The organism is Gammaproteobacteria bacterium (assembly GCA_033344735.1).
GTDB lineage: Bacteria > Pseudomonadota > Gammaproteobacteria > UBA4575 > UBA4575 > UBA1858.
The window spans coordinates 1,141,510-1,160,236 of the sequence record JAWPMW010000001.1; the positions used below are offsets into that span (position 1 = coordinate 1,141,510).

12 protein-coding genes are annotated in these 18,727 nt (G+C 40.1%); 5 read left to right on the top strand and 7 right to left on the bottom strand.

Features of this window, described 5'->3' with window-relative positions; all coding sequences use genetic code 11:
• The first annotated feature begins 124 nt into the window (after positions 1–124).
• Together R8G33_05835 and R8G33_05840 are read left to right on the top strand one after the other, a co-directional pair.
• Positions 125–1,846, top strand: a complete 1,722-nt coding sequence (locus R8G33_05835; protein MDW3095171.1) for a hypothetical protein — start codon at positions 125–127, stop codon at positions 1,844–1,846.
• A gap of 38 nt (positions 1,847–1,884) precedes the next feature.
• Positions 1,885–3,960, top strand: a complete 2,076-nt coding sequence (locus R8G33_05840; protein ID MDW3095172.1) for an EAL domain-containing protein — start codon at positions 1,885–1,887, stop codon at positions 3,958–3,960.
• A gap of 6 nt (positions 3,961–3,966) precedes the next feature.
• Here R8G33_05840 and htpX read toward each other — a convergent pair whose 3' ends face one another.
• From htpX to parE, 3 genes are all read right to left on the bottom strand, one after another.
• Positions 3,967–4,848 (bottom strand): protease HtpX, encoded by an 882-nt coding sequence (htpX, locus tag R8G33_05845; GenBank protein MDW3095173.1) that lies wholly within the window; start codon positions 4,846–4,848, stop codon positions 3,967–3,969.
• An 86-nt stretch (positions 4,849–4,934) separates the two neighbouring features.
• Entirely contained in the window at positions 4,935–7,196 is a 2,262-nt protein-coding gene (gene parC, locus R8G33_05850; protein MDW3095174.1) for a DNA topoisomerase IV subunit A, read from the bottom strand.
• A 27-nt stretch (positions 7,197–7,223) separates the two neighbouring features.
• Entirely contained in the window at positions 7,224–9,110 is a 1,887-nt protein-coding gene (gene parE, locus R8G33_05855) for a DNA topoisomerase IV subunit B (protein MDW3095175.1), read from the bottom strand.
• A gap of 98 nt (positions 9,111–9,208) precedes the next feature.
• Between parE and R8G33_05860 the strand changes: the two genes are divergently transcribed.
• On the top strand, positions 9,209–12,544 hold the full coding sequence (locus tag R8G33_05860; GenBank protein ID MDW3095176.1) for a UvrD-helicase domain-containing protein: 3,336 nt from the start codon (positions 9,209–9,211) through the stop codon (positions 12,542–12,544).
• Between the two features lie 6 nt (positions 12,545–12,550).
• Here the strand turns inward: R8G33_05860 and R8G33_05865 are convergent, their stop codons facing one another.
• Together R8G33_05865 and xerD are read right to left on the bottom strand one after the other, a co-directional pair.
• On the bottom strand, positions 12,551–13,279 hold the full coding sequence (locus R8G33_05865) for a DsbC family protein (protein ID MDW3095177.1): 729 nt from the start codon (positions 13,277–13,279) through the stop codon (positions 12,551–12,553).
• Positions 13,280–13,372: 93 nt separating this feature from the next.
• A complete protein-coding gene (xerD, locus tag R8G33_05870; GenBank protein ID MDW3095178.1) occupies positions 13,373–14,296 on the bottom strand; it encodes a site-specific tyrosine recombinase XerD in 924 nt (307 codons plus the stop codon).
• Positions 14,297–14,547: 251 nt separating this feature from the next.
• Here xerD and R8G33_05875 point away from each other — a divergent pair, with 251 nt between their 5' ends.
• Positions 14,548–14,976, top strand: coding sequence for an RDD family protein (locus tag R8G33_05875; protein ID MDW3095179.1), 429 nt, complete (start codon positions 14,548–14,550; stop codon positions 14,974–14,976).
• Here R8G33_05875 and lptG read toward each other — a convergent pair.
• Both lptG and lptF read right to left on the bottom strand, forming a co-directional pair.
• The gene (lptG, locus tag R8G33_05880) at positions 14,966–16,030 is read right to left on the bottom strand and encodes an LPS export ABC transporter permease LptG (GenBank protein ID MDW3095180.1); all 1,065 of its coding nucleotides are present in this window, start codon (positions 16,028–16,030) and stop codon (positions 14,966–14,968) included. The genes R8G33_05875 and lptG overlap by 11 nt on opposite strands.
• A gap of 1 nt (position 16,031) precedes the next feature.
• The gene (gene lptF, locus R8G33_05885) at positions 16,032–17,120 is read right to left on the bottom strand and encodes an LPS export ABC transporter permease LptF (GenBank protein ID MDW3095181.1); all 1,089 of its coding nucleotides are present in this window, start codon (positions 17,118–17,120) and stop codon (positions 16,032–16,034) included.
• Positions 17,121–17,233: 113 nt separating this feature from the next.
• Here lptF and R8G33_05890 point away from each other — a divergent pair, with 113 nt between their 5' ends.
• On the top strand, positions 17,234–18,727 hold the full coding sequence (locus tag R8G33_05890; GenBank protein MDW3095182.1) for a leucyl aminopeptidase: 1,494 nt from the start codon (positions 17,234–17,236) through the stop codon (positions 18,725–18,727).

The window sequence follows — 18,727 nt, forward strand, 5'->3', positions numbered from 1 at the left end:
GGGCTACTGCCGACAAGGAGACAGCTAGCTAGCCGCATTTTATTGGTACAAGTTTTAGAATCTAAAATTGGAAAACTCAAACCTGCAAGGAACTATTTCGATGTTATTGGACATGCAAATCTACATGCCTACACAAGATCCATTGGCGCAGCCGGATATTGCATTTACTCCACGGCAGATCAAGAAATGGATCAAAGATTTACCTATGATCAATCTTGATTCTGCTAGCAAGCAAACCCATCAGCTCATCGCTGCAAGCAACAGGCAGACATATCCTGTCAAACAGAGACTTGCATCAATTGAATTATTACAGCCGCTATCAAAAATATTTCTAGATCATCATCGCAGATATTTAGCATGTCAAACATTCCCATTATCACCAGGAGCTAACGAAATATTTCAACTCCAGCAAAGCATGAATTCTGAACTTGCTATTGCTTTTAAAATTATTATCTCTGAAGTCGTACAAGGTGATTCAAAATTAGACCAAAAGAAATTACTGCACTGCATCTTCAAAGCCATTTCTCATCTGCAACAACAGTATGTGTCTGGTTTATTAATGTACCAAGAATTACCAAACAATCTCTGGCACGACATTTGTCAACTATACAGAGTCGCAGAGCACTATGGCTTACATACCGCATTAGTATTGGTCGATGGAACCAAACAAAAATCGACTATTCTAAATATCTTTAAACACCTTTGTGCTTTGACATTAATTTCATTCAATCAACTCCGCCAAGGTGAAGCGGACAAGGTCAATAGATTTCTTGAAGAACATCATGAGTTAATTGATATCAAGCCCAACACAGACTCTTTATCTGGCGAGTATATCTATATTGCTAACTTAGCAACTGGAAAATATCCAACTTATTATATCCCACGTGAGATGCCGATCTCCACTGAAAACCGCTTTATAGGTTATTCAGCACTTGTAAGTAAACTTGGCGAATCAACTAAGAAGTTCGCACAGAGCACTTCATACTACTTGCAGTCAAACGAAGAACTAGATCCAGAATTGGCTAGCCGCCTAATCACTATGATAGGCAATCCCAGCCAACGCCACAAAAAGAGAATTAAGAGTGATCAAGTCGTACGTGCAATTATCGGACTTAAACGCATCGTTGAAACTATGACACCTAAAGAGCAAGACTTATCTAGAGATTATTCGGAGCAAAGTTCATTCGTCGTCAACAGCCTCTCCTTATTACCAATAGAGGAATCTATCAACGCCAGCTCACCTAAACAATTAAGCAAATCATCTGCTAACGAAACGTTAAGTGATGTGTGGAACCCATTTGCCACAAAGTCAGGCGTAACAAATATCGATAATCAGCAACATCAAGATCAAGAGCAGGAAAAATATACAGACATTGTTAGTTCATTGGATAAATGGCAAGTAGAAAACTTCAATGCTGGCGGCTTTTGTCTACACTACAGAGCTGAAGGCATATGCACTACACGTGTAGGAGATATCATTGCAGTAAGAGATGAAAATAAAAGTCGCGAAACATTACAGTGGCGAGTAGGCATCATTCGCTGGATGCAAGGACTACCAAATAAAGAACACAAAGTAGGCGTAGAACTTTTTGGTGCAGAATGCGCATGCATCACTGCATATAACAAAAATAATACTCACTTGGAGCATGAAGGATTACTACTTAAAAGAATTTTTGAGAACAGCAAAAGCTATAGTTTGCTATTACCCTCTAACACGAACTTAGACTCACGAGAGATTGTTATTAGAGGCTCCAACAGTAAGCGCGCCGTCATGCTGGGGAGGACACTTGAAAAAACCAGTTGCTTCTCCCACATTGAAGTAATAAAAATATTTAGCGGCCAATAACCGCCAATAGATTTACTAAAGGACTGGCACCTAAACACATGGATCAGATATTAAAAATATTGGTAATTGACCAAGATGCAAACAATGCTGACAATATTGTACGTACAATAAAATCATCAGGCTTTGCAGTGCGTGAAACTATAGTTTCGTCTAGAGAGCAATTTGAGGATGTCAAAAATTTAGAAATAAACCCTCACATTATCATTCAAGCCAACAATATTGATGAGCTAACTATTCAAGATGCTCGAAATTGTTTCGATATCAACTCTCATGAAATTCCAATTGTTGCACTTAGCGAAGATTTATCAACACAACAGTCAAGTTTATTTCTTGATGGTGCAACCATAGTTCTAGATTACAACGATAATGAGCAATTAAAGCATGCTACTTCACGTGTTGCACAAACCGAATTTTATATCCAAGATCTAAAAGTGCAGGCTGACAATTACAAAGAATTAGACCAGCGTTACAATAAAATTCTAAATACCTCGCGTGACGCTATTTGTTATATCCACGAAGGATTACACACGTATGCTAATGCATCTTATTTAGAATTATTTGACATTGAAGGCTCAGAAGAAGCGAGCGTTTTATCAATCCTTGAGCTAGTCTCACCTGATGATCAAGCATCATTAAAATCAATACTAAAAGATGTAAGCAAAAATCATACGTCTGGTACAGCGAGCTTAAACTTCAAGTCTGGAGATGAATATTTCCATACTGATATTGAATACAATCCTGTATTGGTTGAAGGAGAAACTTGCGCACAATTTGTATTACACATGCAAACTAGCGAGTCCAAGGAGCTTCAAGAACAACTTAGCTATATAAGCGAGCGTGACCATGGAACAGGGTTCTTCCATAGAAAGTCACTGACAGATAAAATACAAGAAGCTATTGAGTCTGCGCAGGGCGGCCAGACACCCGCAACATACATTCAAATCGATATAGCTAATATTGACACCATTAAAGATCAGCTTGGTATAGCAACAATAGACAAACTAGGAGCGCATATAGCTGAAGCACTAAAACAAGTTTGCAGCGATAATGAAACGCTAGGAAAGATTACTGACGAATCATTTGGCATACTGACATCGGAAAGTGATGAAGACAAACTAGTCACACTAGGCGAACAGTTTAGAGAAGCTATAGATACCAATCCTGTCACCATCAAGAACCAAAAAGTGTCTCCTGAACTATACATCGGAGCAACTTCACTCGACCCAAGTTTTGAAGATGTCTCTGATGCACTTTCTGCGGCAAAATCTGCCTGCGATTATGCATGGGAAAATGAAATCCAAGAACTTTATATTTTTGCCAAGGAATCTCGCAGTCTTACAGGCACATTACTAGATCAGAAATGGACACAAGAGCTGCAAGATGCAATTCGGGAAAATAGATTACAACTACTTTATCAACCTGTTGTTAGCATTGCAGGAAAATCTGAAGATCGCTACCAAGTTTACACACAACTTGTCAGCAAAGAAGGTGCAAAAATCTCAGTCGCAGAATTACTTCCAAGTATTGAAAGGTCTGGAGTTTCTGCGATGTTAGATCGCTGGGTGGTAACTACCGCATTAAAGAAACTGGCAGAACACACTGATAAAAGTCCAGAATCTTTATTCTTCATAAAATTAACTGCAGGCGCATTGAACGACCAACAATTTATACCTTGGTTAGAAAAGCAATGTAAAAGCCAAAATGTTAATCCATTTAGATTGGTATTTGATATGCGCGAAGAAAGTATTGTTAGCCACTTGAAGGATGCACGCGAATTTGCTACCCAATTACAACAATTAGGCTGCCAGATTGCTATAGATGCATTTGGCATAAGCCAAGAACCTGGAAAGATTTTATCAATGATTCCTGCTAGCTATTTGAAGTTAAGCTTCCAGCTAATGGCCAGCCTTAAGAATGGTGATCAGGAGCGCATTGAAGAGATCAAGCATATTTGTGCTCAAGCGAAAGAGAAAAACACAATGACAATCGCGCCATTCGTTGAAACAGCAGAAGCATTATCACAAATTTGGTCGATCAATATCGATTTTGTAAGTGGCGACTTCTTCCGTGAGCCAAACGAAAATCTAGGTTACGATTTCTCCAGTGCTGCTTAATTAATACTAGCTATTTTCTAACGCAGCAATGCGTTGATCTAACGGGGGATGCGACATCAACAACTTCTGCAATCCTCCTTTTACTCCACCTGAAATCCCAAATGCTGCTAACTCTCCTGGTAAATCTTCGGGTTGATGTGCAGACTGTAAACGACGCAAAGCGGCTATCATATTATTCTTTCCAGCAAGCTCCGCACCACCAATATCAGCGCGATACTCTCTACGTCGCGAGAACCACTTAGCAATAATAGCGGCCAAAATACCTAACACCATTTCAGCGATAATACTGCCAATAAAATATCCTGGCCCTATACCTCGCTCAATTTTAAATACCGCACGGTCAATCAACATACCTATAATTCGCGAGAATAAAATAACAAACGTATTCAATACACCTTGCAACAACCCCATCGTGACCATATCACCATTTGCTACATGACTAACCTCATGGCCAAGCACCGCTTCAACTTCACCTTTGGACATCGACTGTAACAATCCGGTACTCACCGCGACTAGCGCATCATTCTTTTTCATTCCGGTAGCAAATGCATTTGGTTGAGGGGATTCGAATATGCCCACTTCAGGCATACCAATGCCCGCTTGCTGAGCTTGGCGTTGCACCGTCTCGATAAGCCAGCGCTCAATATCGTTTTGAGGCGATTCAATCACCTGCAAACCAGTACTCTTCTTTGCCATCCATTTAGAAATAGCTAAAGAGATGAACGAGCCTCCAAAGCCCATCACCAGCGCCATGATTAGCAAACCATTAATTTGTCCGCTCATGCCTTGCTGAGCCAGCCAAGCATCTAAACCTAGTACACGAGACGAGACACTAAGTACGGCTAATACACCAAAATTAGCGGCTAAAAATAATCCTATACGTGACAGCATGATGACCTCTTACATTAACTCTCTAATCAAACTATAAAATAACGTGAATTTATGACAATTCAACCTTCAACAAGTTTAACAATTTACTCTGAAGAAAAATCTACTTGTAGACGATCGACTGCTCGATAGCCTCTAGGTAATTTTAGTCCGCGCCTGCCACGCTCGCCAGCATACTCATCTACTTCTTCGCCTTTCATGGTCTTATGTTTTTTCCCACAATATAGCGTAAGCGCTTCTCCATCTTGCACTAAACATATATGATTAACCGTTTCTTCTCCGGCTTTTAGCTTGGCGCTAGGAATATTAATAAACTTAATTCCTTTACCCTTAGACATTAACGGGAACTCAGATAATTCAGTTACTAGCATATAGCCTTCGGAACCAACAGCGACAATCCAGTCTTCCTCATGTGAACGCACTAGCACCGGTGGTAAAACTTTTGCCCCAACAGGAACATTTAAGATGCGTTTACCGGCCTTATTACGCGAATACAAATCTTCTAATTTACATACAAAACCATAACCAAAATCAGTTGCCAAAAAATATAAACTATTTGGATCTCCCGTCATGACCCCAACAAAACTGGCGCCGTCAGCAGGATTAAATCGTGCAGTCAACGACTCTCCTTGACCTCTGGCAGATGGCAAGCTATGTGACGGCAATGTATAGGCTTTACCTTGCGAATCTAAAAATACTGCCATTTGATTACTCTTGCCAAAAGCATGCGATTGATACTCATCACCAGACTTATAGTTCATCTCGATTGGATCAACCTCATGACCCTTAGCAGCTCTTACCCAACCCCGCTGCGACAAAATCACCGTGGTTAATTCAGCAGGCATCAACTGAGTTTCATCTAGCTGCTGCGCAGTGGTTCGACTAACAATCTCTGAGCGCCTGTCATCACCATAAGTTTCTGCATCTTCTAACAATTCATTGCGAATTAGTTTTTTCAGTCGCGCTTTAGACCCTAACGTTTTCTCTAACGTATCTCTTTCTGCGTTTAACTCTTTTGTTTCCGCTTTAATTTTTATTTCTTCAAGCTTAGCTAATCGTCGCAACTTAATTTCCAGAATGGCTTCGGCTTGAATATCACTAAGCTTAAAGCGCTTCATCATGACTGGCTTAGGCTCATCTTGTTCTCGTATAATGGCAATAATCTCATCGATATTAAGATAAGCAATCAACAAACCTTCTAGAATATGCAAACGTTCATTAACTCGATCTAATCTCCACTGTAAACGTCGCGTCACTGTGTGTGTTCTAAATTCAAGCCACTCTTTCAAGAGAGAACACAAGTCTTTGACTTGTGGTCGACCATTAATACCAATAACATTCATATTCACACGATAAGTGCGCTCTAAATCAGTAGTAGCAAATAGATGCAGCATTAATGCTTCTACATCTACGCGATTACTCCTTGGCACTACTACTAGCCTGACAGGGTTTTCATGATCAGACTCATCGCGCAAGTCATCTACCATTGGTAGTTTCTTAGCATTCATTTGTTGTGCTATCTGTTCTAACACGCGCGCACCAGATACTTGATATGGCAATGCTGAAATAATGACCCCGTCAGTCTCTTGCTCATACACGGCACGCATGCGCACTTGCCCATTCCCAGATTCGTATATGGCTTTAATTTCTTCTGGCGATGAGATTATTTCTGCATCGGTAGGATAATCCGGGCCAAGCACATGCTCAGATAATTCAGTACTAGTTGCTTTTGGCTGATCAAGCAAACGGATGCATGCTGAAACAACTTCACGAATATTATGCGGAGGAATATCAGTAGACATCCCTACTGCGATACCCATTCCACCATTCAACAAAATATTGGGCAGACGTGCTGGCAATACAACAGGTTCTTGTAATGTGCCATCAAAATTTGCCGTCCAATCAACAGTACCTTGACCTAACTCTTGCAGTAAAGATTTTGCATAAGGAGTCAAACGAGATTCGGTATATCTCATTGCCGCAAATGATTTAGGATCATCTGTAGATCCCCAGTTTCCCTGCCCTTGAACTAATGGATATCGGTAGGAAAATGGTTGCGCCATTAATACCATTGCTTCATAACAGGCAGAATCCCCATGCGGATGAAACTTACCGATAACATCGCCAACTGTTCGCGCTGATTTCTTTGGCTTAGAAGTGGCAGAGAGACCCAGCTCAGACATTGCATATACAATTCTACGTTGCACCGGTTTCAACCCATCACCTATCTGTGGCAAAGCACGGTCAAGAATGACGTACATCGAATAATCTAGATAGGCTTTCTCAGAGAAAGTATGCAGAGCGACACGTTCCACATCGCCATAATCAAATTCCAAGTTATCATTCATAATAAATCCAAAATACTAATAATGATGTTAAATTTCCGCCAAGTTACCTTTTTCTTCTAACCAAGCTTTGCGTCCCTGTATATTCTTTTTACCTAAAAGCATGTCCATAATCTTATAAGTGTCGTCCCCAGACTCTATAGTCAGTTGCACTAAACGACGACTATCAGGAGAAATTGTAGACTCGCGCAATTGACTAGGATTCATTTCACCTAATCCTTTAAAGCGAGTAACATTAACTTTGCCTTTCTTTTTCTCAGCAGAAATTCTATCTTCAATACCTTGTTTTTCTGCTTCGTCTAGCGCGTAAAATACCTCTTTACCCACATCAATCCTGAACAGTGGGGGCATTGCGATATACACATGACCGGCTTCAATTAAGGCAGGGAAATGGCGTAAAAATAGTGCACACAATAATGTAGCAATATGTAAGCCATCAGAGTCCGCATCAGCTAGCACACAAATTTTCCCATAACGTAATTTACTAAGATCAGAATCCCCAGGGTCAACACCGATAGCAATAGCAATATCATGTACTTCTTGTGAAGCTAGCACTTGGTCAGAAGCCACTTCCCAACTATTTAAAATTTTACCTCGTAGCGGCATGATTGCTTGAAAGTCCCGATCACGCGCTTGCTTTGCAGACCCCCCCGCAGAATCACCTTCGACTAAAAACAATTCTGTACGATTAACATCTTGGGATGCACAGTCTGCCAACTTGCCAGGCAATGCGGGACCAGCAGTGACTCTTTTGCGTACCACTTTCTTAATCGCACGCAATCGCTTTTCTGCGTTACGTATGACTAATTGCGCCAAGGCTTCACCCGTTTCTACATTTTGATGCAACCACACACCAACAGAATCTTTAACCACACCTGAGACAAATGCAGCACTTTCACGTGAACCTAGGCGTTCTTTAGTTTGACCTGCGAACTGCGGATCAAGCATCTTCACTGACAACACATATGCTAACTGCTGCCAGACATCATCCGGTGCAATCTTGACGCCACGAGGAGTTAATTTACGCGTCTCACAGAACTCCCTTAATGCATCTGTTAGACCGGTTCGCAAACCATTCACATGAGTTCCTCCTTGGGCGGTAGGAATCAAGTTCACATAGCTCTCCGCGATCCATTCACTACCTTCTTCAACCCATGTTAACGCCCATTCAGCCGCCTCATTTTCAGAAGCAAAATTGCCGTATATAGGTTTCAGTGGAAGTAATGTCATCCCACTTAACTCGGATAACAAATAATCACTTATTCCATCCTGATAGTACCATTCTGTTTCTTCTTTTTTTACCACATCTTTAAACTGGATACGCAGCCCCGGACAAAGCACTGCTTTTGCGCGTAGCAAATGAACCAGTTTAGGAATGGAATAATTAATGCTGTCAAAATATTTTGGATCAGGCCAAAAGCGTATGGTAGTTCCAGTATTGCGCTTCCCCACGGTACCAATTTGTTTCAGCGAGGTGGCTTTATTACCGTTGGCAAATGACATACTGTATTCTTTGCCATCACGACGCACAGTGACATCAACATGCTTGGATAGCGCATTCACAACTGAAATTCCCACTCCATGTAGGCCACCTGAGAATTGGTAGTTTTTGTTAGAGAATTTCCCGCCTGCATGCAATGTAGACATAATCACCTCCACACCAGGCTTTTTTAGCTCAGGATGCTTATCCACCGGCATACCTCGACCATCATCAATCACTTCCAATGAGCCGTCCTTAAATAGACTGACCTGTATACTGGAGGCATACCCAGCAATAGCCTCATCCACACTATTATCTATAATTTCTTGTGCTAAGTGATTTGGACGGGCAGTATCTGTATACATCCCTGGACGCTTACGAACAGGGTCTAAACCGCTTAATACTTCAATAGCGGCTGCATCATACTGTTTAGACATAAATTAAAATCAAAAGGAAATCTTCGTTAGGGTAATAGCGCTTAAAGATGACGCATTCTATATGAAACCAGCACGCAGCAAAAATTTCTTAGTAAATCATGGCTAGTTTAGATACTTCGACACACCCACAGAACAATGCCAATGTGTTTGCCTCGGCAGGCTCTGGCAAGACATGGTTACTAATTACTCGAATCTGTCGCCTATTACTAGCTGGTGCTGAACCACAGCAAATACTAGCGATCACTTTCACTCGAAAAAGTGCCGCAGAAATGCGCGCTCGACTGTTTGACAAGCTGCAAGCCTGGTCCGTGATTTCCGAAACACAATTGCGCAACGAACTAGCGGCGATAAGAGAAACAACAGACAACAGTAACATCGAGAAAGCCAGAGGCCTCTATGAAAAACTTCTATTTTCCGACCAAACTATTCGAATTAGTACTTTTCATGCATTTTGTGAGGAAATAATTAGAGCCTTCCCACTGGAAAGTGAATTACCAACCACTTTTGAACTCACGGAACATTCTCATGTATATGCCAATCAAGCTTGGCAACGCTTGTTAACTAGCAGCGAACAGACAGGGAAGACTAAATTACGTGAAGCATTACATACATTATTTGATTTTTGTTTTGGGCTGAATGGCTGCAAGACTGCACTACTTAGCTTTTTAAATGCACGCAGTGAGTGGCGTGCATTTACCAAGCAATCCCAAGATGCTGTTGCATTTGCTTACACTGAACTTGTTAAACAAGTAGGCGAATCACATGACAATGAATATTCATTATGGCTTCAAAGTAATGAATTCATTGATACATTAAAAAAATACTATGAACTACTACGCACAAGCCCAGCAAAAACATATCAACAGTGGGCTGATAAAATTGAACCCATACTATCTATACAAGATCAACGTTTAAATTCTACATTACAAAGCCTACGATCAGCTTTGTTAACTAATGACAACAACCCACGTAAATTAACCATCAGCAAAGCCTGGCAAAAAATAATCAGCCCTCAGCAAGTCGATTTTCTCACTCGCACTCATCAGGAATTTACAAGTAAACTTTTATCTCTACTTGACAGCCAAGTTCACACACGCTTATTAAATGCCAATCAAGCGTGGTTTTATGCGGGCAGAGAATTACTGCAGCAATATCAGCATGTAAAATTTGAGCACGGAATTATTGATTTTAACGACCTTGAGTGGGAAACCTATCGATTACTGCAACAAGAAGACCATGCCCTATGGGTGCAATATAAATTAGGCCAAAGAATTCGCCACTTCTTGGTCGATGAATTTCAAGATACCAACCCTATTCAGTGGCACTTATTAAAACCCTTGATTGAGTCTTCCCAAGATCAACACGAAACACAATCCAGCAGCTTATTTTTAGTTGGTGACATCAAGCAATCAATATATCGCTTTCGAGGTGCTAATCCAGAAATACAGACTCTGGCATCAGAGTGGTCTCAACAACAATTAAACAGCCAATTAATGAGTAATGATCATTCCTGGCGCTCGTCACCCGCCATTATAGATTGTGTTAATAGAATTTTCTCTCACCATACAATTGCAGAAAAATTTTGTTTATTTCAAACTCATAGCTATCAACATAATGACCGTTGGGGATTTGTAAAAATTCATCCTTTAATTGATATTCAAGTCAAACAAGAGCTAAAGCAATTTCGCGACCCATTATCCACTCCAAGAGAAAATGACGAACAAACTGCTCATTATAAAGAAGGCGTACTAATTGCAAAAGAAATTTCCAGACTAATACAATCCAATACACCAATATATGATGGCGATCGAATTCGTGCTGCAAATTATAGTGATATTTTAATATTGACACGCACTCGATCTCACTTAGAGGAACTTAAATCAGGCCTAGTCAGTGCCTCAATCCCGATTCAAGCAAATGATGCGACACGCTTACTCGATTTTCTTGAGATAAAAGACATGCTTGCACTATTAACCACCTTGATTGATCCTTATGATGACTTAGCATTCACGCACTTATTGTCAAGCCCTATTTTCAACATCAAAGAACAACAGCTAATTCAGTTAAAAGTAGTTGATGCAGCCACATGGAAACAGAAACTAGATATTTATACTGCTGATGCTAGCCCAGACAATCAATTACATGCTGTGAAGGCAAAATTATATGAATGGCATCAATTATCTGATCGTATTCCAGTTCACGATCTACTCAATTACATCTTTTCCAATTGGAACATTCTTGAACGTTATCGCTCTGCTATAGCAAACTCAGAGTCTCAGCACATTTGTGCACGCCTCAATCAATTCTTACAACAAAGCCTAGACATAGACAGCGGCAGATTTTCAAGCATTGCCAGATTTCTAAGGAGCATCAAAGAAACTAATCCTGAAGCTTTGTTTGTTGACGACAATGAAGATGCTAATGTCGTTGATATAATGACGGTCCATGGCTCTAAAGGATTAGAGTCTCCCATAGTATTTATTGCAGATAGCGGACCTAGTAACGAGCCTCCGGAACAGTTCAACGCTATCACTCAGTGGCCTGCGACATCAGAATCTCCAGAAATTTTTATGCTTGGGTGCAAACAAAGCTCTATGAGTAATAGTATCCAGTCCATCAAAGATAGAGCTAGCCAATCTAGCGATGAAGGCCTTAACTTGCTCTATGTTGCATTAACACGCGCAAAACAGATACTCATTATTACTGGAGTTAACGCAGCAAGAAGCTCTCAACTAGGATGGCACCACCAATGTGGTACTGCTTTAGAAATTGAGGATAATAATGAAATATGGCGTCATGAGCATCTGTCTGAACCTAAAATTGATGCAGATAAATCTATACTACCTGCAAAATTTAACTATCCAGAAAATTTTTCGGACTTACTAGAACCCATTGGCGCTTCATCAACAATGGCAAGCATTAATGAATCCACAAGTGATGAGGCATTAGAAGGCACTCTAATTCATAAATTGCTTGAAATACTATCTCAGTCTCCAGACATCAGCGATCAAGCACTCTTAAATAGAGTTAATATAGAAAGTGATACTCATATCACACTTGAACAGCTCACACCGCTTAAAAGCGAAGCTTGTATGTGTCTAAATGATGATGGCCTTAAAATAATTTTTGAAAAAAACGACACACAGCAAGTACATCATGAAGTCTCTGTAGCCAGCACATTAGGCACAGAACCAATTAATATTATTGATCAAATGATTGTAAGCAATGAAAGTGTTTGGATTATAGATTTCAAAACTCAGGCAGATATCTCAGAACAGAGCGCAAAAGCTGAAGCGATTAAATTCAAACCACAATTGACTCGCTACGCAAATGCAGTTCAATCACTTTATCCAACACTAGCTATTAGATGTTCAATAGTGTTTACAAAAATAGCTAAGCTTGTAGATGTTTCTATTGATTCACCTACAAGCTAAAGTTAGTTAATTTTTAGCTAATTCATCTAGACGTTGCGCTAGAACTTCAGCCGGCATATAGCCTGGCATTAACTCTCCGTCAGCAGTTAGAATTGCTGGAGTTCCTGAGACACCAATTTTCTTACCTATCTCGAAATGATCAGCTACTGGATTATCACAATTCTCTGCAGGCAACTCTTCACCATTCTTAGCTCTTGTTAATGCCTCTGCACGATCCTTATTACACCAAACTGAAACAGCTTTAGTATAGCTTGGAGTAGTGATGCCATTGCGTGGAAACAGCAAATAATTGACCTTAATACCATAACTTGCATATTGGTCCATTTCATTATGCAGTTTTCTACAGTAACCGCAGTCAATATCTGTAAATACAGTGACAGTATGCTTAGGCTTGTCTGATCCAAATGCAATATTTTCTTGTTGTTCCACTTGAGTCATATATTTTTTTCGCGCATTGCTTGAAGCGACAGCTGTAATATCACGCTTGCCATCCTCAAGGTCCATAACAACCCCTTGAATGACATATCTTGCATCCTCAGTCACATAAATAACTTGTGTTCCATAAACCGCTTCATAAAGGCCCTCAACAGCAGATTTAGAAACACTGTCTGGAGTATGTGTTGGGAAAGATTCAACTAATTTTGCTTTGATCGCCTCTTCCTGTTTAGAAGAATCGGCATGTACAGCAAATGAAATAACAGCCAATATGACGAGTGCAGACAACCATCTGAACATGATGTTTCCTTGTATAAAATAAGTGAATTAAATGATAAGTATATAATTGGTAAACTTAATGGACCGGGAAAACATCAAAGTTATCCCAAAAGATTAACCTCGAGGGTGGTGTTCCCGATGTAACTCCTGTAATCGCGCCTGAGCGATGTGGGTATAAACTTGAGTAGTAGATAAATCACTGTGCCCTAACAACATCTGAACAACCCTTAAATCAGCTCCATGGTTCAATAAATGAGTCGCAAAAGCATGTCTAAGTGTATGAGGACTCAAGTGTTTCTCAATCCCTACTACACGTGCATGTCTCTTTATCACATGCCAAAATGCCTGTCGCGTCATCCCTAAACCACGATTAGACACAAACAGTACACTACAATCATGACATTCTTTTAACAAACCAGGTCTTGCCTCTGAAAAATATTTCTCCAACCACTCTCCTGCCTGCTCACCAAATGGAACTAATCGTTCTTTATTACCCTTGCCCACAATTCTTAATACACCCGTGCGCATATTAACTTGGTGCAATTGCAAATTAATCAGTTCAGACACTCGCAAGCCACATGCATATAACACCTCTAGCATAGTACGATCACGAATCCCCTGTGGTTTGCTAATATCAGGCGCAGCCAATAACATTTCCACATCATCTTCAGTTAGCACCTCAGGCAAATAACGGCCTAATTTGGGGAACTCTATTTTCTCAGTAGGATCACTAGCAACGTTCCCTTGCCTTAACTGAAACCGATAGAAACGACGAATACTCGACAGTAAACGTGCTCCAGATCTAGGCTGCATTCCCTCGGCTACCCGATGGGCCAAATAATCTAACAAATGCTCATGTTTAACATCAGATATCGACACGTGTAATCTTGACAGCCATCGCAACAGATTAAACAAGTCATTTCTATAAGCGCTCAACGTATTCTCGCTAAGTCCATGCTCCATCCAGATATTGTCTAAAAACATCTCAACAATATCACTATCCTTATCCATTAACTGATTTGCCGCATTAGTTGCCATAAGAGTAATTTACCAAACTCGAGCAAAGCGCTCTGATATCGAATGAAAGAAAGGAACATAAAAGACAAAATACATGACTTGTTTTAACTGAATTAAAAACGATGAAAATAATCATAGACAATTTTAATTGGTAAACATGTTGTATAGTGTAAATGCTTTTTATGAATTAATCATCTTTTTGTTAGTTTATAATATTTATCTATAGTTCCGCATAATATAAACAAGCATTAATCATTGCGACTTAAACCAAAATGGAAAATAAAATTTTAACTTCTCCCGTAAGTTTGCTGCGCCGAATTGCAATCATGTTTTATGATTCCATTCTGCTTATTGCGTTATTATTTTTTGCATCATTACCTATTGCCATCCCACTTAAAATAACAATGGAACATCCATATTATCCTTTATATATCCTTTATATACATGTTGTTGCATTTTTATTTTTTGGCTGGTGCTGGACACGTGGAGGACAAACATTAGGTTCAAAAACATGGAAAATTCGGGTCATTTCTGATACTGGAAACAAAGTCACTTGGAAACAAGCTTTCTTGCGCTATATGGGCTCTATTTTATGTTGGCTCAGTTTAGGCATTGGATTTTTATGGTGTTACACTAACAAGGAACGCCGCGCATGGAATGACATTCTCTCCAAAACACGCTTAAGCAGAGTCAACGAGTAAATTTAAATGCGAACATTGAACATGCCAAAATTAATATAACAGGTAAAAATGCCACCAAGATGGGAGAAAATTTGTACACAACGGCACCATTAGTAATCGCTTCAACAACAATATATACAAGCAACGCAATCACCATACCAATCAGTAGTCGTTGGCCTGCACCACCCAATTGTCGGGGTCGAAATACTAACGGCAGCGCCAATAACAACATAGCTAAACCAACAAATGGCACTGCCATTCTTTTAAAGAATGCCACTTGATACTCGCGAGCATCTAAATGATTTTGCTCTAGATAGGAAATATATTCATATAGACGCTGCACGGACATCTTAAACGGGTCTGATGTTACTGACTGCAAGAAACTACTTAGAAACAAATCAGGCATAGGGTGAATATCTGAATTCTTAGCAATAACGACATTATTCTCACCGCTGAAAAGAGAACTACGATAGCCCTTTAGATGCCACAAGTCTTGCATCCTAATTGCTGACTTTGCCTCACTAATAGAGTCAATATAACCACTTTTATTGAAGCCATAGATCGCCACATCACTCAATAAATCTTGCGAAACAGCTCGACCAACTCTAATAAAGCGGTCTTGATCACGCACCCAGTAACTCTCGTCTGAAGCTAACAAAATATTCTCTTCATCATCTTGCAGCATGGCCAAAGAAATTTTATCGCTGAATGGTACATATATCTCAACTACAACAGTCAAAACAACAGTAACCAACAATCCCGCAATACAAGAAATCATTCCTACTCTGAAACGACTATATCCACCAGCACCTACAGCCACCAATTCCGAACTAGCAGCGAATTGCCCAAGACTAAATAAGGCTCCAATCAACATACTACTTGGCAAAAATTCAAATAATTTATGAGGGACATCTAATAATGTCAGTATTAGCACATCAGAAAACTTATCTCCCGCACTCATTCTTCCTACTTGATAAAACAAATCACCCAGCCAGTCGATCGCACAAATAATAAGCAACGCAATAACGATTCCAATCAATACAGATCGAGCCAGATATATATCTAAAATTTTCATCTTAAGTAAACGTCATTGCATGTTTAAAACGTGAGAAGGCATCTCGTTGATATGCCAAAACTGTACCAATTACTACAATTAGGTGAATACTAAGAAGAGAAAAAATACCATAACTTTCTCCACGTTTAATCCAACTACAAGCCACAATAACCAAGTTGAGATAAAGAATATAAATTAAAACTGCTATAGCTAATCGTGAAAATCGTCCAGAATTTGGCGCCACTTTGCTCAAAGGTATTGCCAATAGCATAAGCACTAATGTTGAAAATACTATTGAACAGCGTTGAAATATTTCAGCAACATAACTCGCATCACGCATACTAAATAAAGACACTAGATCTTGGTATTTCGCCTTACTCGCTTCACGAGAAAAATCTGTTCTAGGTGGATATACACGATGCTCTTGGTAAGTAGAAATTGCATAATCTGCTTGTCCTGGTATGCCTTCAATTGTTTTACCGTCAAACAGTACAAATACTTGAGTTAGATCTTCGTCATCAGACTCTATATGAGCACGTTCAGCCACCTCGACCACTAACTTTCCACCCTCGCTTCTCTGTACAAAAACATTTCGCAATGAGCCATCTTCAGAATCCTCAGACTCTGCATAAACAACCCAACCAGTACTCTCTAACTCAAAAAATTTCCCAGGAGATAGTTGCCCAAGCACCATGCTTTGCTCGGTCACACTTTCTATTACTTCGGCAAGTCTATGCGCCCATGGTGAAATATATGAAACCAACAAATAGACGGCTAACAACACCGGAATGCCAATAGACATAACCGCTTTAATCAAATCTTTATTACTTGCCCCGCCGGCCATAGCCGCATTGATCTCGCTGTCTTTATACATGCGGCTTAACACCAAAATAATAGCAATGAACAAAGAAAACGGTAGCAAGATAACCAAATATCGAATGACGCCTAATAATAATACCGCGCCAAGCATATTTGCACTCAAATCACCATCCAGCACTTCACCCAACAGCTGTATAAAAAGCTTACCCAAAATGATTAGTAGCAATATCAGAGCAACAGAAGCGATAGCCGCTACAATGTCACGAGCAATATATTGAGAGATTATCCTCATTATTCAGCAGTATTTAGTACAACTTACGAAAAAGTTGATTCATTTTTTTTGATCCATGTAGAATTCACTAATTAAGATTCGCAAAACCACTCAAAAATTTTCAGGAGAACAAAATGGAGTATCTCGTAAAACGTAGTGCAATTACTAGCGAGAAAAGCGCATGTGCGATTGTGGCAGTATTTGCAAACAAGCGTTTAAGCGACGAAGCTCAACAGCTGGACAAGTTATATGGCGGAATTTTATCCTCTGCTACCAAAGGCGGGGATATCAGTGGCAATTTAGCTGAAACACTTCTACTGCATACACCAAAAAACTCAATCCACAAACGCATTTTACTTGTAGGATGCGGCAAAGCTAAAGAATTGGACATTCTTAAATATAGAAAGATCCTCAATGCAGGCATCAATACTCTAAAAAGTACTGGCTCCCCTGATGCAATAAGTTCACTCACCACGCTAGATATAAACAATCACAATGCTCAATCGCTCACCCGAATGCACATCTTGCTGACTGAAGACAACTATTATAAATACGACCAAACGCTTTCCAATAAGAAATCACCAAACAAATTAAAAAGAATTAAATTTACTTGCAACCAAGCCTCAGAACTAAAAAAAATTAAGCAAGGCATCATTCAAGGCAAAGCCATTGCAGATGGCATGATGGTTACCAAAGAGCTAGGCAACTTACCCGCAAACGTGTGCACTCCAAGATATCTCGCTAAAACTGCACAAAGTATTAAGAAAGGAAAAGGGAAATTATCGCTCACAATTCTAGATGAACGTGAAATGAAAAAACTTGGCATGGGCTCTCTATTGTCTGTGTCTGCTGGTAGCGCAGAACCAGCCAAGTTGATTTCACTGCAATATAAAGGTGCTGCTCGCAACAGCAAGCCAGTAGTACTAGTAGGAAAAGGCATCACTTTTGATACAGGTGGGATTTCACTCAAGCCTGGTGCGGGCATGGATGAAATGAAGTTCGATATGTGTGGCGCAGCAACTGTTCTCGGCACCATGCAAGCTATTAGTGATATGAATTTACCACTTAATGTCATTGGACTCGTTGCTGCTGCTGAAAATATGCCAGGAGGCAAGGCTACTAAACCTGGTGATGTGGTCACTTCAATGTCAGGCCAAACAATCGAGGTTCTAAATACAGATGCAGAAGGTCGCTTAGTATTATGCGATGCACTTTCGTATGCTAAGCGCTATGACCCAGATGTCGTCATCGACATGGCAACTCTCACCGGCGCATGTATCGTTGCACTCGGACATGAAGCAAGCGGACTGATGAGTAATTCCGATAAGTTAAGTGATGACTTACTAGAAGCAGGTCAATCAACAGGTGATCGCGCATGGCGATTACCTATATGGGATGAATACCAACCACTACTTGATAGCAACTTTGCAGACATTGCAAATATTGGTGGACGATGGGCAGGAACCATAACTGCAGCATGCTTCCTTGCCCGTTTTACCAAAGAATACAAATGGGCTCACTTAGATATTGCTGGCACCGCCTGGAATCAAGGTAAAAATAAAGGTGCTACTGGACGCCCTGTTCCCATGCTAACAGAGTACTTAATGCGAAGAGCACACACTGCATAA

What these genes read in the sequence shown, in the direction of transcription:
- R8G33_05835 (MDW3095171.1), top strand. Translation starts at nt 125, where the DNA reads ATGCCTACACAAGATCCATTGGCGCAGCCGGATATTGCATTTACTCCA.
- xerD (MDW3095178.1), bottom strand. Translation starts at nt 14,296, where the DNA reads ATGGCAACTAATGCGGCAAATCAGTTAATGGATAAGGATAGTGATATT.
- R8G33_05860 (MDW3095176.1), top strand. Translation starts at nt 9,209, where the DNA reads ATGGCTAGTTTAGATACTTCGACACACCCACAGAACAATGCCAATGTG.
- R8G33_05840 (MDW3095172.1), top strand. Translation starts at nt 1,885, where the DNA reads ATGGATCAGATATTAAAAATATTGGTAATTGACCAAGATGCAAACAAT.
- R8G33_05890 (MDW3095182.1), top strand. Translation starts at nt 17,234, where the DNA reads ATGGAGTATCTCGTAAAACGTAGTGCAATTACTAGCGAGAAAAGCGCA.
- R8G33_05865 (MDW3095177.1), bottom strand. Translation starts at nt 13,279, where the DNA reads ATGTTCAGATGGTTGTCTGCACTCGTCATATTGGCTGTTATTTCATTT.
- parC (MDW3095174.1), bottom strand. Translation starts at nt 7,196, where the DNA reads ATGAATGATAACTTGGAATTTGATTATGGCGATGTGGAACGTGTCGCT.
- R8G33_05875 (MDW3095179.1), top strand. Translation starts at nt 14,548, where the DNA reads ATGGAAAATAAAATTTTAACTTCTCCCGTAAGTTTGCTGCGCCGAATT.
- lptF (MDW3095181.1), bottom strand. Translation starts at nt 17,120, where the DNA reads ATGAGGATAATCTCTCAATATATTGCTCGTGACATTGTAGCGGCTATC.
- lptG (MDW3095180.1), bottom strand. Translation starts at nt 16,030, where the DNA reads ATGAAAATTTTAGATATATATCTGGCTCGATCTGTATTGATTGGAATC.
- parE (MDW3095175.1), bottom strand. Translation starts at nt 9,110, where the DNA reads ATGTCTAAACAGTATGATGCAGCCGCTATTGAAGTATTAAGCGGTTTA.